Source organism: Methanohalophilus mahii DSM 5219 (genome assembly GCF_000025865.1).
Taxonomy (GTDB): Archaea; Halobacteriota; Methanosarcinia; order Methanosarcinales; family Methanosarcinaceae; genus Methanohalophilus; species Methanohalophilus mahii.
In genome coordinates this window covers 931,984-946,705 of the sequence record NC_014002.1, presented here as the reverse complement: position 1 = coordinate 946,705, position 14,722 = coordinate 931,984, and the positions used below count along the sequence as shown (strand labels likewise).

At 39.4% G+C, this 14,722-nt stretch carries 14 protein-coding genes and 1 pseudogene; 6 read left to right on the top strand and 9 right to left on the bottom strand.

The window, feature by feature from the left end; all coding sequences use genetic code 11:
• Nucleotides 1-85: 85 nt before the first annotated feature.
• Genes MMAH_RS04665 through mpgP form a run of 3 tightly spaced genes read right to left on the bottom strand, consistent with a single transcriptional unit; the run spans nt 86 to nt 2,693 of the window.
• Nucleotides 86-1,318 carry a glycoside hydrolase family 15 protein gene (locus tag MMAH_RS04665; RefSeq protein ID WP_245526258.1) on the bottom strand — a complete coding sequence of 411 codons (1,233 nt, stop codon included), beginning with the start codon at nt 1,316-1,318 and terminating at the stop codon, nt 86-88.
• Nucleotides 1,315-1,845 (bottom strand): hypothetical protein, encoded by a 531-nt coding sequence (locus tag MMAH_RS04660; RefSeq protein ID WP_013037389.1) that lies wholly within the window; start codon nt 1,843-1,845, stop codon nt 1,315-1,317. The genes MMAH_RS04665 and MMAH_RS04660 overlap by 4 nt, the downstream gene beginning before the upstream one ends.
• Nucleotides 1,846-1,868: 23 nt before the next feature.
• Nucleotides 1,869-2,693: a mannosyl-3-phosphoglycerate phosphatase gene (mpgP, locus tag MMAH_RS04655; RefSeq protein ID WP_013037388.1), complete on the bottom strand. Its 825-nt coding sequence runs from the start codon at nt 2,691-2,693 to the stop codon at nt 1,869-1,871.
• 353 nt (nt 2,694-3,046) lie between these two features.
• On the opposite strand from mpgP, the gene MMAH_RS10325 reads away from it, so the two are divergent.
• The 3 genes from MMAH_RS10325 to pyk are packed head-to-tail and all read left to right on the top strand — an operon-like array spanning nt 3,047 to nt 6,654.
• Nucleotides 3,047-4,996 carry a diphthine--ammonia ligase gene (locus tag MMAH_RS10325; protein ID WP_172632577.1) on the top strand — a complete coding sequence of 650 codons (1,950 nt, stop codon included), beginning with the start codon at nt 3,047-3,049 and terminating at the stop codon, nt 4,994-4,996.
• A 4-nt stretch (nt 4,997-5,000) separates the two neighbouring features.
• A complete protein-coding gene (locus tag MMAH_RS04645; protein ID WP_013037386.1) occupies nt 5,001-5,186 on the top strand; it encodes a hypothetical protein in 186 nt (61 codons plus the stop codon).
• Nucleotides 5,187-5,220: 34 nt separating this feature from the next.
• Entirely contained in the window at nt 5,221-6,654 is a 1,434-nt protein-coding gene (pyk, locus tag MMAH_RS04640) for a pyruvate kinase (RefSeq protein ID WP_013037385.1), read from the top strand.
• Nucleotides 6,655-6,656: 2 nt separating this feature from the next.
• On the opposite strand, the gene MMAH_RS04635 is transcribed toward pyk, so the two are convergent.
• Nucleotides 6,657-7,733: a (Fe-S)-binding protein gene (locus MMAH_RS04635; RefSeq protein WP_013037384.1), complete on the bottom strand. Its 1,077-nt coding sequence runs from the start codon at nt 7,731-7,733 to the stop codon at nt 6,657-6,659.
• Nucleotides 7,734-7,893: 160 nt separating this feature from the next.
• On the opposite strand from MMAH_RS04635, the gene MMAH_RS04630 reads away from it, so the two are divergent.
• Nucleotides 7,894-8,298 carry a cupredoxin domain-containing protein gene (locus MMAH_RS04630; RefSeq protein ID WP_013037383.1) on the top strand — a complete coding sequence of 135 codons (405 nt, stop codon included), beginning with the start codon at nt 7,894-7,896 and terminating at the stop codon, nt 8,296-8,298.
• A 125-nt stretch (nt 8,299-8,423) separates the two neighbouring features.
• Here MMAH_RS04630 and MMAH_RS04625 read toward each other — a convergent pair whose 3' ends face one another.
• Together MMAH_RS04625 and MMAH_RS04620 are read right to left on the bottom strand one after the other, a co-directional pair.
• Nucleotides 8,424-8,987 carry a DUF2953 domain-containing protein gene (locus MMAH_RS04625; RefSeq protein ID WP_172632576.1) on the bottom strand — a complete coding sequence of 188 codons (564 nt, stop codon included), beginning with the start codon at nt 8,985-8,987 and terminating at the stop codon, nt 8,424-8,426.
• A gap of 80 nt (nt 8,988-9,067) precedes the next feature.
• Nucleotides 9,068-9,478, bottom strand: a complete 411-nt coding sequence (locus MMAH_RS04620) for a GerW family sporulation protein (RefSeq protein ID WP_013037381.1) — start codon at nt 9,476-9,478, stop codon at nt 9,068-9,070.
• A gap of 224 nt (nt 9,479-9,702) precedes the next feature.
• Between MMAH_RS04620 and MMAH_RS04615 the strand changes: the two genes are divergently transcribed.
• Nucleotides 9,703-10,260 (top strand): flavodoxin family protein, encoded by a 558-nt coding sequence (locus MMAH_RS04615; protein WP_013037380.1) that lies wholly within the window; start codon nt 9,703-9,705, stop codon nt 10,258-10,260.
• 53 nt (nt 10,261-10,313) lie between these two features.
• On the opposite strand, the gene MMAH_RS04610 is transcribed toward MMAH_RS04615, so the two are convergent.
• Nucleotides 10,314-10,877, bottom strand: coding sequence for a class I SAM-dependent methyltransferase (locus MMAH_RS04610; RefSeq protein ID WP_013037379.1), 564 nt, complete (start codon nt 10,875-10,877; stop codon nt 10,314-10,316).
• A gap of 106 nt (nt 10,878-10,983) precedes the next feature.
• On the opposite strand from MMAH_RS04610, the pseudogene MMAH_RS10665 reads away from it, so the two are divergent.
• Nucleotides 10,984-11,532, top strand: a pseudogene (locus tag MMAH_RS10665) (GNAT family N-acetyltransferase).
• Between the two features lie 60 nt (nt 11,533-11,592).
• Here the strand turns inward: MMAH_RS10665 and MMAH_RS04600 are convergent.
• Nucleotides 11,593-11,877: a hypothetical protein gene (locus tag MMAH_RS04600; protein ID WP_013037378.1), complete on the bottom strand. Its 285-nt coding sequence runs from the start codon at nt 11,875-11,877 to the stop codon at nt 11,593-11,595.
• 613 nt (nt 11,878-12,490) lie between these two features.
• Nucleotides 12,491-14,701 (bottom strand): sensor histidine kinase, encoded by a 2,211-nt coding sequence (locus MMAH_RS10215; RefSeq protein ID WP_013037376.1) that lies wholly within the window; start codon nt 14,699-14,701, stop codon nt 12,491-12,493.
• Between the last annotated feature and the right edge of the window lie 21 nt (nt 14,702-14,722).

Here is a 14,722-nt window from a genome sequence, read left to right as displayed (position 1 = left end):
GTAATTGAAAAGTGCTTCCTGTGCGTGCAATTGCTGCGGGCCGATAAATTGCGGCTTCGCAGCAAATTGCCAGAAATAAAAAAGATCAGCCGTACTTATTCATGTAATTTTTATAGGCCCGGATATATTCGGCATGAGGCCATATCAGCGGAATAGTGACATACGCAAGTCCATCATTCCACTTGGGATGGGCACGGACATGTTCTATCATCTTCATCTTGCTGTCCCTGAGAATTTTGGCATTGGTATAATCCTCCAGCCACATCTCAAACCGTTCTATGGTTGAAATATGTTCAGGTAACTGGTACTCATGAGCCATATCAACTACCCATCCCAGGTACATTTCCGCCATTTCTTTCTGATCAATGTTGATGAAATGATTTGCAAGTTCACAGGTAAAATGGCACCACGGACCATAGCCACCATTATTCCGGTCCCAGTGTTCGGGGTAACGGTTCAGGCCGCCGATTTCCTTGTCCCATAAATTATCATGAATTCTTTTTACTGTAGATTTTATCTTAATATCCGAATCCGGGAGGAGGCCGAAATAGGCAGGTGCATATTCCACAGCATCCACATCAATAACACTGGAGGCAAATGCATCATAACCTATTGGGTTACTGCTCTTATCCTTCACACGGATACATTTTATAAAGGAACGCCTGCGGGGAGTGTAGAGACGTGTCATGATGGCGTTCCTGATCTTTCCTCCTTCTTCCTTCCAATTTGAGACGTCCTTGCCCAGAGCCTCACCCATCTTCACGGCTTCCAGTACACCTGCACAGCATGCACAATTGGCATAAATCTCAAAACCATGCTCATAAGCCGGATATTCATGAATGCTGTTAACTGTATGGATAAGATCAACTTCTTCGTTTTTATTCATCAGGATAAAACCGACTGCTTTTTCTACAACATGCCAGTATTCTTCGATGAACTTCTTATCAGCCATCTTATCAAAAAATGAGCCACCTGTGGCCTCAAAATACTTCCCAAGCGCATAAAGGACAAGACCGTTTCCGTCTATCTGCAAATCCTTATAACTTGCATCATTACCGTCTATATCATACCTCTGGGAAAATTCACCCAGAGGTTTTTGGGCATTCAACATAAATTCGAGCCCTTTGCGGGCCTGGTCCATAAGATCAGCATCTATTGCACCAAGGATATCCATCGAATGATCCCTGGGATAGATGAAAGGATATCTTGTACCGGGAGGACTTGCATAGAATCCACCCTTTTCATGCTGATTTTTACGTAGAATCTTGACACTGTTTTCATAAAGCCTGTGGGCTTCCAGATAATTCAATAGGATCACTCCTCTTCAGGATATTCGATTTTAAATACGGAAAATGATTTATCAAGATAGCCGGAAACTTCATCCTTTGAGATACCGGACCTTTCAATGGCCTGTTCATTATATTCTTTTGCTTTACTTACAGGTGATTTACTACCCAGATTAAGGAGTTTGGCACCTGCCAGCTCCGCACGTTTTCTACTGTAGCTGTAATGCAATATCCCCAGGGCACTGGAAAGCGCAGGATAGTTCCATCCCTCTTCAGATTGTTGTTTCTGATCCTTTACATAATCAATTAGTTGCTGGTATTCTTCTGGCCTTTCCCCATATATTTCTATAAACTCGACAAGATCATTGCCAAACGGACATACAGGTAAATAGTTTATATTGTCATCCCTTGCGCCCTCAAATCCGGGACCTTCAATCTCAGCAAGCCTATAACCAATGGATTCAATCCAGTGGTAAGTCTTTTCCGGCCCTACCATATCCACCATTTCGATTATGCCTACAAGAAAAGCCTTGGGTAGCATATTTTCAAGTCGTATCACAATAATTCCCCCTTATTTTAAGATCAAACTGTATCTCTGCTCTCATTAGATCCGATTAATTTAAGAATTGCACGGTTCCATCCCTCGGGTCCTATGCCGTCAACCCTGTTTATATCATCATCTTCAATAGTTGGATCATGCCTTTCGCCAGGTTTCTGGACAAGGAAAGCCACATCCACTGTCTGTAACATGGGCAGGTCGTTCTGGCTATCCCCCAGTCCCACACTTACCACAGAGGGATGAATTTTCCTGTATAATTCAGTCAGGATCGAAACTGCCATTCCTTTATCATTATCTCCCATCAAATGCCAGTATCTTCCGCCTCTGGTGAAATTCAACCCCTGTGCAAGAATGTGCTCTTTGAGCAGTTCTGTTCCTGCATCGTCTTCCATTTTAAACGCTTCATCATATTCCCTGCTTTTGGCAAGGGTTGCGGATTCTATGTCAAGACCCGTATCCTTACTTACCTCTTCAGCGTTCATATCACCAAAACCAGTAATAGGAAGAGAGGTACGATCCCGAATAATTGAAAGTACCCTGCGAAGCTCTTCATAGCGGGTTCCAAGTTCAATTATTTCATAATCCCCGTTTTCTCTTGTATACTCAAAGTCCACATTGAAATAACCACGAGGGATAAAAATAGCCCCACCATTCTCAGAAATAAAGGGATGATGAATATTTAATTCTTTGACATAAACTTCTATTTCAGCGCGGGTCTTACTGGTACAGAAAATCAGAGGGATATTCTTCTGATCAATCAATTTTATTGCAGGAAGGGCAGCTTCATATGAATAGCTATCACGATCGATTAAAGTGCCGTCAAGATCAGTAAAAATAATATATTCCATTTTTGAACACTCCCATACAGGTATCACATTTAGAGTCTCAAAATTCTGCAAACATATTTGATTGCGGTTTATTGTCTCTGTAGATTTCATTTGTTAGAAGAAGTATATAAATAATTGGAGAAGAAACTGTTTGGACCTGTAACAAAATACAAAACAAAGTCCACGATAAACAATGACAATGTTTACCAACTGGATGGACAAGAAATAATAAGTGGCAGGTATTAATTCACATGATGCAAAAGCTAATTTCAATATTCAATCCTCATATGAGTATTGCAACAAAAAATAACATCATTGAAAAAATTGGGAAAGGGCAAACTGAAATTATAATTTCCACTGCAAATCATTTATTAATGGAAATAAATGGAAAATCCAATACCAACGGAAATAAGAAATCAACTACAACAATTATAGATAGCGGTTTATGTGAAATCAAATCTCATGATTTTGCAGAAAAACTGAATACTCTCCTGAGAGATAAAAAAGGGAGACTGCAAGATACAGCGTTTCTCGAAGATTTTAAGGAAAACTTAATTGGTGGTTTTGCTTTTATAACAAGAAACAACAGGTGGATTACCTGTGGAACTGATCTGTTAGGAGTGAAATCTCTCTGGTATTCCACAGAAGATGGCTTTGCTGTTGCATCCGAAAAGAAATATCTTGAAATGGCTGGTTACTATAATATTGAGAAGGTTGACCCCCGAAGTACCCTTAGCTATGATACAGAAGAAGGGAAATTAGATACATACATTGACTGTAAACTGAAACCATCAGCTGAACCTGCAACAAAACAACCTGATGAAATCATAGACCAGTTATATCGTCTGCTTGGGGATTCTGTCAACAGGTGTCTTCCTTCTTCCAAGATAGGAATTTTGTTTTCAGGAGGTGTGGATTCCACACTTGTAAGCATGCTGTGTAAAAAATATAGCAAGCAAGATATTTGTTGCTATGTAGCAGGACTTGAAAGTGAGGTACAAGCAGCCGATGTGCAGCATGCCCTAAAAATAGCAAAAGAGCTGGAGTTACCTCTGAAAGTTATTGAAACATCCCTTGAAGATACAGAAGAAATACTTAGAAAACTCATTCCTCTGATAGAAACTACAAGCGTACCCATGGTTGGGGTTGCCCTGCCGACTTATATAGCATCCAGGGCAGCAAAAGAGGACGGGATCAACGTTCTTTTTACAGGTAGCGGGGCAGATGAAATTTTCGGTGGCTATAACAGGCACAAAAGAGCAACTGACCTGAACAATGAATGCCTGAAGGATGCCTTAAATATCCATCTGGAAGATACGTACAGGGACGGGCTGATTGTATCCGAATTGCAACTGGACTTACGCTCCCCCTTCCTGAACAGGCATGTTGCAGAATATGCCCTGGGGATTCCTGCTACCCTTAAGCTTAATGAAAAGGGCAATAAGATGATACTGCGCCAGGTGGCTGAAATATCTGGAATTCCTGCACAGTTTGCATTCAGGGGTAAAAAGGCGGCCCAGTATGGGAGTAAGTTTGACAGGGCTATTGAAAAACTGGCAAAACGAGCTGGTTATAAAAATAAAACGGATTATCTGAAGAGCATGGAAAAAAACTACAAACCCAAACTGGGAGTACTGTTCAGTTCAGGAAAAGATTGTCACTTCGCAATGTACAAAATGAAAGAGGCAGGTTATCCGATCGAATGCCTGATCACAGTTAAAAGCAAGAATCCGGATTCCTATATGTTCCATACGCCCAATATCAATATGGCATCCCTGCAATCCCAGGCCATGGGAATCCCCCTTCTGGAACAGGAAACCGCAGGTGAAAAGGAAGTTGAGCTTGGCGACTTGAAAAAAGCAATCGAAAGGGCAAAAAAAGAATACGGGATCGAAGGAGTTGTAACCGGTGCCCTGTATTCAACTTACCAGAAAGAGCGAATCGAAAATATCTGCTCAGAACTTGGGATGCATGTATATTCACCCCTCTGGCACATGGATCAGGAAGAAGAAATGTACAAATTAATGGAAGAAAATTTTCATTTTCTATTCAGTAGCATTGCAGCCTATGGTTTAAGCAGCAAGTGGCTGGGCAAGGAAATTACCAAAAACGAGATCTATGAACTGGTAAAACTGAATGAAAAAATCGGACTGAACATCGCCGGAGAAGGTGGAGAATTTGAAAGTTTCGTTCTTGACTGTCCCTTATACTCCAAAAGAATAGAAATAAAAAAGAGCACTGTCATAGATATCGATGAGTATACTGCACGCCTTAATATAGAGGATACTATACTTGTACAAAAGGACAAGCCGCAAAGGGAGTGATTATATGCCTACACCATCAAATGAACCAAAACCTATTAAGAAAAAGGAAGAAGAGCCCGGGGAAACTGCTGAAGAGGAAATAGATGACTGGTGTGAACTTGTAAGCAGTAATGAAGAAGAAACAACAGAAGCTGACCGCGAGATGAAAGAATGGTGCAAGGCCACCACATCCAAAAAGAAAGAAGAGTAATAGTTGACCTTCTTACAAACACAAGAGTATAAATATGGAACTACCAGATCACCGTACCAAAATTGTATGCACGATTGGACCGGCCTCCAGTCCCGAACCCGTACTCAGGCAATTGATACTTAAGGGGATGAATGTAGCCAGGATTAATTTTTCTCATGGTGATCTGGAAAAACACAGGGAAGTTATTCACAGGATCCGTAGTTTATCAACTGAATTGGGAGTAACTGTGGCCATACTTGCCGATCTGCCAGGTCCCAGAATAAGGGTTGGCGATCTGGAAAATGAACCTTTAACCCTTGAAAAAGGAGATACTGTTTATCTCACTCCTCTGGATATAGAAGGTGGGAAAAACATCATACCTGTTAATTACAAAAGGCTTTATGAAAGTGTGAGCCCGGGAAGCAATGTATTTCTTAATGACGGTTTTATCCAGCTTCGATGCCTGGGAAATACAGATAAAGGAGTGGAATGCAAGGTTGAAATCGGGGGTTATCTCACATCCCACAAAGGGGTAAATTTGCCAGGGTCCAAGATATTTCTGGATGCTGTGACAGATGACGACCTGAGGTTCATGAAGTTTGCCCTTGAGGAAGGAATAAACATATTCAGTCTCTCGTTTGTAGAAAATTCATCTGATATTGAAAAACTGCGACAATTTGCCCAGCAGCATGGTGAGTCCATTTATGTCGTGGCAAAAATAGAAAGGGAAGAAGCTGTAAAAAACATAGATGATATTCTTGATCATACCGATGCCATAATGCTTGCAAGAGGTGATCTGGGAGTGGAAACCCCGATCCAGCAAGTGCCGGTTTTGCAAAAAGAGATTATACATAAGGCAAATCTGCGGGGCAAACCTGTCATTACTGCAACACATATGCTTGAATCAATGACAGAAAATATTCGCCCAACACGTGCAGAGGCAACTGATGTGTCAAATGCAATACTTGACGGTACAGATGCCCTGATGCTTTCCGGGGAAACGGCAGTAGGAAGATACCCGATTGAAACTGTATTGATGATGACTGGAATCGCTTCAAGGACCGAAAAATGGAGGAATGAAACCGGCTGGGGGACCGAGTTGCTTACAAAGGGCATCGATGAACTTACCATGTCAGTAAGTGATGTTATTGCCCTGCAGGTTTATCAGGCCATCAAGCGTTTGAAAGTAGACCACACTGTAACACCCACCATTTCCGGCCAGACTCCACGCAGGATTTCCCGGCTTAAACCCGATTGCTGGATATTCGCTATGAGCAGAAGGCAGGAAATATGTGAAACGCTTACCCTTTCATACGGGGTTTATCCTATATATTCCCCGAATAAAGGCGGTAGCTGGGAACAAACCGCAAACAGGTTACTGAAAGAAAATCAGATCGCATCAGAGGGCGATCTTATAGTCTTCACAGAAGGCCAGTCTCCCGGTAAACCGGGAGGTACCAATATGCTGAAAATTTTGCAGATCGAATGATTTCAAAGTGTTTGTTCTGCAAGCAACGTAGAGATATCTTTTATCACTGGTTTTGGCTTTCCGGAAACACCGTCCAGATGATACTGGCAAAAGGGACAGTAACTTACCAGTGTGTTGCCTTCCTGAAGGTTTTCAAGGGTTAGATTTGCTATTTTACCTGATATTTCCGGGAAATTGGGTTTGACACCTGCAGGTGCACCACAACAAACCGTACCTTCAAACAGTTCTTCTATGGAATATCCCATCGATGAAATCAACTGTCTGGGAACATTCTTTTCTTTCCTCATGGGACATGCATCCCTCAGAGAAACCGTACCCGTGGTCTTACGTGGCTGCAATCTGCCTTCCCTGACAAGCTCACTGAAGAGGTCAAGAGAAAATACCACTTCAAATTCCGGTTTTCGGCCTAATTTTGCATACTCTTTCCCGATGACCTCATAACATCCCGGGCAGGAGACCACCAGTTTTTTTACTCCCTGTGATTCGATGTAATCCACATATTTACGTGCATGTCCTGCAGCTTCATCCAGATGGCCATTGTCAATCAGGAAAAGACCACAGCATTTTTCCTCTTCAAGTAACATAGGCCTGATATCTGCAGCATTCAGTAATTGTATCGTTGAACGTGCAATCTCCGGCTGAGCAAAGGATACCCAGCAGCCACCCATATAAGCAATTTCTGCCTTTTCAGCGATTTCCAGATTATTGGTTATCCAGTCAAAACGATGAGCATCGTCCATGTGTCCCGGCACATTATTTACCAGAATGTTCTGACAGATCTTTCCGGTTTTCTCCGGTTCCCTGCCCTGCTCTGCGAGCAGTTGTCTTTCCCTCTGTATGATATCCGTGATTGGAATGTCCACGGGACAGACATCATCGCAGGCACCACAGCGTGTCGAAAGATACACATTGTTCATTTCGTCTTCTGTAAGTTCTTTTCCTTCCTCAATACGGTTAAGAAGGGATATTTTAGCCCGGGGTGTAAAAGAGTCATTGCCCGTAACTTTTGTAACAGGACATACATCAAGACATTTGTTACATTCAATACATGAATCTGCAAGTTCTTGGTAACTTTTCATAATTTGCCTCTGAATACCAACTGTCTTTTACTGTGATTCAGTATCAATAAATAAGTACTGATTTAATTATGTTAAAATTGTACAAAAACAGATTTTCCGCAAAATCAAGAAAAAGACTTATCAACATTGATTTTTAAATTAATATTTCAGGGGTAGTGTAATGAAGAAAGTATCTATGATTTTAGTAGTGCTAATAGCTGTATTTCTAGCTATAGGATGTGCTGGGTATCAGCAATCCGGTAACGAAGCAGAAGAAAGCGGCGAAGCTGTAGAAACGACCAATGTGATTATGGAAGATATCCAGTTCAAACCAGCTACCATACAGGTATCAGTTGGGGATACTGTTACATGGACCAATGAAGATTCAGCCACACATACAGTAACAGGCCAGGATTTTGATTCCGGTAACCTGGGCCAGGGGGAAATTTTCACTTATACATTTGATGAAGCCGGAACCTATGATTATGAATGTACCATACATCCCTCAATGACAGGTACAGTTATTGTAGGGGAGAATACTACAGATTCCGGTACTGAGGATGATGAAAATACCGGTGGGTACTAAAGTAATTAAATTAAATCCGACCCTGTTAAATCCCATTTGGAGAGGAAGTGTGACCTTGCCCTGTCAAGGTCCCCTCCCAATAAACAGAGTATAATTTCTTTATCTTATTTTAGGGTCCAAATTATTCAATAATTCTTTCTTAGCAAAATCCAAAGATTTTTGAGGACTGTTTTTTTTGTGGTAAAACGAATAATTCCTGGAACAAATCTGTAAAACCGAAAACGCAAAGATGCCTTTGAATCCATTTCGAGTTTTTCTTCATCGAACAGGGGCAAGATTTGATAATCACAATGGATAGCTCTGGTATTGATTATCGAGAGTATTGCATACAAAAACCCGCAAGTAATACCCGTAGCTGCAGGATCAGAAAAACCCCATTTAAGGTTAAAGGAAAAACTGCGAAACCGGATAGCTCTTAAGGTATCATTCATCAACCTTAGAAGAGGAAACTTAATATCATGAAATACCGATATAAACGATGAAACTTTCTTAACTGTTGCGCTATTAGATTTGTCGGCCCTACCTGCAACAGCAAAGGACTCTGTTACTTCTTCCTTTTTGGAATCCTCGATACTGATGACTCTGGATAAGCGTAAGAAACTTACCCTTAAATTGCCTCTATATCCGTTTTTGTCGATTTTGAAACTGAATACCAGATCAAACGCTGCAAAAAATATTACAAATATCACTAACAGCAGTAATAATAAAACAAAAAAAAGAATTGTAGGCCACATAGACCTGTAAACCCTTATTTATCGACAGGAGAAGATCAGTTCTTTTCCTCTTCTGTCGAACTTTCTTCTTGTGTTTCACTGGGTTTATCGGAAGATTTCATCTTACCCTTCATGTCTTTTATCTTTCCGATAATTTCCGGTACGGATTCAATTAGTTTATCTATGTCCCCCTTACTGGACAATTTCAGCAACCTGACATCTTCTTCAGATATAACAAGAAATGCAACAGGCTCTATTTTTGCACCTGCACCGCCGCCACCACCAAAGCTCGATTCGGTTGCACTTTTCTTACCTTCACCACCGCCGCTACCAAAGCCAAAGGACACTTTGCTGATGGGTATGATAGTTTTTCCACCTGCTTCCATCGCTTCGCCTACAACGGTTTTAGTGCTGACAAGTCTCTCAAGTTCCTCAGAGACCTCTTTCATTACATCTTCTACTCCCATATTGACACTCCCTTATATTCGATAGTTTTATTGATATAATAAGATGAGTACTGTTATTTAAAAAGATAATCCAGCGTTTTCTGAAAATAAAAAACTGATAGTTTATATCAAACAGAAGTATGTGCATGAATAAACACTTAAGTATATGAGCACATACTTACACACCACATAATGTTTCTAAAGGAAACTGAAAATAATTATTAAAGCCAGATGGATGTGGAACAATGAAAGTTGTAGGTTTTGTAGGAAGCCCACGTAAAGATGGGAATACAGATGTACTCGTACAGCAAGTTCTTGATGGTGCCTCCGAGAACGGGGCTGATGTCAGGAAGTTCAATATAAATGAGATGGATTTCACCGGATGTCAGGCATGTGGCTACTGTAAGGTCCACGAAAGATGCAAACTTGAAGACGACATGGAAAAAGCCCTGGATGCAATCATAGATGCTGATGGTATTGTTTTTGGCTCACCCATCTATTTCGGCCAGTTCACGGGTCAGGCACGTTCATTCATAGACAGGTTCTATTCCCTGATTAACCCGGATTTCTCTCCCCGTATCAATGCCGGAAAGAAACTTGTACTGGTGGGTTCCCAGGGGTTCCCTGAAAAGAACCAGTACAAACCGGTATTTGACGAGTTCGGGGGACTGATGAACCAGTTTTTCGGGATGGAAATCAGGAATACATTGCTTGGTGCCGGTTACTACGAGCCCGGAGCAGTTAAAGATAACACGGAATTAATGGATGAGGCAAAAACTGCCGGAAAAGAACTGCTCGACTAATTCCCGAAGATTTCTGCCTGTGTATTTTCATATCACAGGCATAAATTTACTTTTTACTTACGGAAAACTCCGGTATAATGGGGCCACCTGAAATACTCCCCATGCATGCCGGAAAGTTCTGCAAGGCCTGCTTTTTTCATGTGTTCTACTATTTCTACAGGGGACATACCATGATCATTTTTTGTTGGTTCCCTGATGTAAATAAGACCGTTTTTCTTAAGTTTGAATGCAAGGGAGTTTAATATTTCCTGCCTGTCATTTTCATCAATGTCATGGAGGACAAAATGGATAAAAACAGAATCAAAATAATCATCAGGCAGATTTGCATCCTCGATCCTTTCACAGATAAATTCAACATTTGAAAAATCCTTCATTCTTTTTTTTGCTTTCTCCATCCAAAAGGCTGAGGTGTCAATGCAAACCAGATTGCCGCTGTCTGAAAGGGCTTCTGCTATATGCTTGGAAGCCGCGCCTCCTCCGCATCCAAAATCCAGAATATTTTCATCACCCTTCAACTGTAGACCCTGAATATATTGCTTATAGCGGAAACTTCCCAGACGGTTCCAGAGCACTTCCATTCGCAACTTTTCGAAAAAACCAGGGTTATCAAAGCTCATGTGATATAATCAATAATCTATTTCATTAGTTTTTCGCCATATTTTACACATTGCAATATAATTGCATTTGATATCAGCAACAGTAAAACACATAAGTCTTTGACCCATGTGTATGCCCATGCCAGCAAGAATACATGAAATCATAGAATCCAAAAGGCTTGTCATAAGGCCGCTGGAGGAGAAAGATTTTGCTGGTTTCTACAGGTTTATCTCAAATGATAAAGCTACAAAATATTTTTTCTTCAGTAAAAAACCGGTATCCTATAAAGATACCCGCAGGTTTTTCCATAAAACAATGGAAAATTACGATGAACCAGATGAGGTCTATGCCTATACTGTTGCAAAAAAGAGCAGTGATGAATTTGTCGGTTCTGTTGGAATGCTTCCTGACCCTGACAAGGGAGCATAGCAGGTTTACTGGTCCATTTTACCAAAACACTGGAACCAGGGATTTGCAACCGAAGCTATCCAAATATTCTTGCATCACGCTTGCCGCAAACTGGATTGCAAACAGTTCATCGCTTTTTCACATAAGGACAACATTGCTTCGAGGAAAGTTGCAATAAAAATCGGTATGAAAAATGAAGGACCTACACGGGTAAAAGGGGTTAAACATAGACCCCTGTGTTATACAATGGACAATTGTGAAGATTGAATAGGAACATTCAATCTACCTTTTCCATCAAAAAATTGACTAACTATTGATTCCAAAAAGTTAAGAATTACTTTGCTTTTCGGACAGATTATTTAGATAGGTTATTAATTTTTTGGTGTCCACATTCTGCTTGTCTGCGATCTGGCATATTTCATCATATAACAGAGTAAGTTCCAATTCGTATTCCGATTCGTCCTTGACTCTGGACCAATAATCCAAAAATATATCCCTCTCAAATTCGACAAAATTACCATCTATTTTTAAAAAAATTGCCAGTGGGCTTGTTTCTACAATTTTCCCAATCTTGCCAGTTTCATTATTCTTATAGAATTCCCCTTGTCTCATCTTTGTTCCCCTCCAATTCCAACCACAATTTGATATTCTAATTTATTACAATTAAACATAGCGACAGGTTTGTATGGCAGGACTTGTATTTTCAACTTTTTATACCTGGACCTTAACGTCAATTGCTTCACTTACTTTTGATGCCAGAGTATATTGTTTTGGATGTGTATACTTATATAAATATGTATAAATTTTTTATAACATATTCTCAGCTATCAGATCAAATATAAAATGAGGGATGATTTTATGATTGTTACAATAATTGTAGTTACAGCAATTATAGTAAGTTCTCTTTCAATCATAGATATTGAGAACAAAATATTGAAAACACTAACCTTCAAAAATAACTAAGATATAATTGTAAATAATCGTAAACTCATTTAATAAAATCACAATTACCAACATTATTATGTATAGTATGGGAGAAAAGGAGTTTATTATTCAAAAAAACAAATCAAATTCAACGAATAATAACTCGAACCGGGGTGTAAATTATCAAATAATGGGTTTGATTTGCCTTTTATTTATGTCATCCATGGTATTACTTTTTTGTATCATGGTATTCGGCAAAGCGCTAAATATAGCAATTGTTGCCAGATAAAATATCTTTTTATCAAGCAAATGGTAGTGTGAAAGTAAAAGTACTGCCAACTCCAACTTCACTTTCAACCCAGATTTCTCCACCATGCATCTCCACATATTTTCTCACAAGAGCAAGTCCAAGACCAGTTCCGCCAAAAGAACGGGAAGAAGTCGAATCTACCTGTTTGAAAGGATCAAATATACTTTCAAATTTCTCTTTGGGCACACCAATTCCGGTATCTGAAACCGAGATTTGAAAATTTTTATTCACACATTTAGAATTAACAGAGACCGTACCTTTTTCAGGTGTAAATTTAATGGCATTACTCAACAAATTATACATTATTTCTTTAAATTTCAATCTATCAACATGTATTTCCAGATCTTCAGATTTTATATTTAAGTGTAAATCTACTGATTTCTTTTTTGCCATAGGCTCGACAAGGACTATTGTATCATCAATTATTTCTGTAAGATTCACTGTTTCGGGCAGATAATCCATTTTGCCAGATTCAACTTTTGAAATGTCAAGGATATTATTAATCAATTCTAACAAATGGCTTCCACTTTCATAAATATTTTTTACATATTTCTGTTCTTTATCGTCAAGATGATTAGATGAGTTCGTCTCCAGTACCTGAGAAAAACCAATGACCGAGTTTAGAGGAGTGCGCAATTCATGGCTCATGTTGGCAAGAAATTCGGATTTAGTACGATTGGCTTCTTCAGCCACAATCCTTCCTTCAATTAATGATTCTTCCCCTTTTTGTCTCGTTGCCTCCAGTTCTAAATTGTAAAGAGAAAAGGAAATGTCACCAACTACTTCTTTAGATAAAGAAATTATCTCTTCATCATTTGCATGTTTTTCAGGTATAGATAATGAAATTATTCCATATTCTTTAGGGCCATATTGTAATTTCGATACAAAAATAGCTGTACCATTTTTTTCATCTTTAAGCGGACAATCTATACATTCATTAACAGGATTATCTAAAATGATATAGTCACGCTCTTTCAAAACACGTTGGACACAATATGGTAAACCAACATTCTTGAGACTATGAACAAATTCTTCAAATTTATCGCTGAAGCCACTTTCTTTGATTATATTTATTTTTTTGTTTTCGTCAAAAAGACATAACCAAACATTAGTATAAGTGTTATATCTAACCAGACTATCACAAATTCCCTGTAACAAATCATCTGGATTTGATTCTTTTACAATTGTCTGGTTGACATCACGTATACAGCGTAGTGTGTCGGTAAGAAAATTTATCCTTTGCAAATTTTGATTACGTTCAGTTATATCACTAATGATACAGTTTATTCTTTCATATCCTTCAGCACTTTTATTGATACCTGATGAATTTATAATTGCATCAATAAGTTCACCGTTCTTTTTGACCATCTTGTACTCTTTATCCTTAGAATATCCAGTTACAATGATTCTTTGAAGAGATCCAAAAGCTTTGTCGTGATAATCAGGATGGAGTATTTTTGACATTGGATGTCCGATTATCTCATCTTTCTCATAACCAAGGAAGTTTTTGATCTGGTTATTGCAATCCACAATTATGCCCTTTGAATCTACAGACGTTATCAGGTTTGCAGCCGTCTCAAAGATGGATCTGTAACGCTGCTCACTTTTCTTCAATAATTCAAAATTCCTGCTATTTCGCAGGGCAATAGCAGCATGCTCACCAAATGTTTTTGCAAGCCTGGCGTCATGTTCTGTGAAATCACCGTCTTTATAGCCAAAACCCAGTAACCCTACTGTTTTACCCTCTATGTTTAATGGAGAGAAAAGAACGTTTGGTAAAACCATATGACCCTCAGGCATATATTTGACCCATTCACTTGCCATGAAGTTATTCTCATAAACCACTTCACCTGTCTCATATACTTTTGCTCGCAGACCTCTAAGTGGAATGGGTGTATTTGGATCCAAAGAGCAAGGTATATCTATATCTTCTAGGAAAAGGTATTCAGTTTCTTTCCCTGAATCTGAGAACAGAGCCACATAACCTGCTTGTGCACTTATGAGCCTTGAACACGCATCAAGTATCTTTCTTGCCACCACCTCGAAATCGTCAATTTCCAGAATGGCAGTGGTAGAATTCAAAAGTTCAGTGATTTCTTTTTCTTTTTGTTGGGAACGATTTAGTGCTTCAGAAAGATCTGATTCTGTGCTTTTTTGTTTGGTTATATCTTTTACAAACCCAATTACCCTATTTTCGGACAAAGCAGCAGCTGTAACCCTCCA

What these genes read in the sequence shown, in the direction of transcription:
- mpgP (WP_013037388.1), bottom strand. Translation starts at nt 2,693, where the DNA reads ATGGAATATATTATTTTTACTGATCTTGACGGCACTTTAATCGATCGT.
- MMAH_RS10325 (WP_172632577.1), top strand. Translation starts at nt 3,047, where the DNA reads ATGGAAATAAATGGAAAATCCAATACCAACGGAAATAAGAAATCAACT.
- MMAH_RS04645 (WP_013037386.1), top strand. Translation starts at nt 5,001, where the DNA reads ATGCCTACACCATCAAATGAACCAAAACCTATTAAGAAAAAGGAAGAA.
- pyk (WP_013037385.1), top strand. Translation starts at nt 5,221, where the DNA reads ATGGAACTACCAGATCACCGTACCAAAATTGTATGCACGATTGGACCG.
- MMAH_RS04635 (WP_013037384.1), bottom strand. Translation starts at nt 7,733, where the DNA reads ATGAAAAGTTACCAAGAACTTGCAGATTCATGTATTGAATGTAACAAA.
- MMAH_RS04630 (WP_013037383.1), top strand. Translation starts at nt 7,894, where the DNA reads ATGAAGAAAGTATCTATGATTTTAGTAGTGCTAATAGCTGTATTTCTA.
- MMAH_RS04620 (WP_013037381.1), bottom strand. Translation starts at nt 9,478, where the DNA reads ATGGGAGTAGAAGATGTAATGAAAGAGGTCTCTGAGGAACTTGAGAGA.
- MMAH_RS04615 (WP_013037380.1), top strand. Translation starts at nt 9,703, where the DNA reads ATGAAAGTTGTAGGTTTTGTAGGAAGCCCACGTAAAGATGGGAATACA.
- MMAH_RS04610 (WP_013037379.1), bottom strand. Translation starts at nt 10,877, where the DNA reads ATGAGCTTTGATAACCCTGGTTTTTTCGAAAAGTTGCGAATGGAAGTG.
- MMAH_RS04600 (WP_013037378.1), bottom strand. Translation starts at nt 11,877, where the DNA reads ATGAGACAAGGGGAATTCTATAAGAATAATGAAACTGGCAAGATTGGG.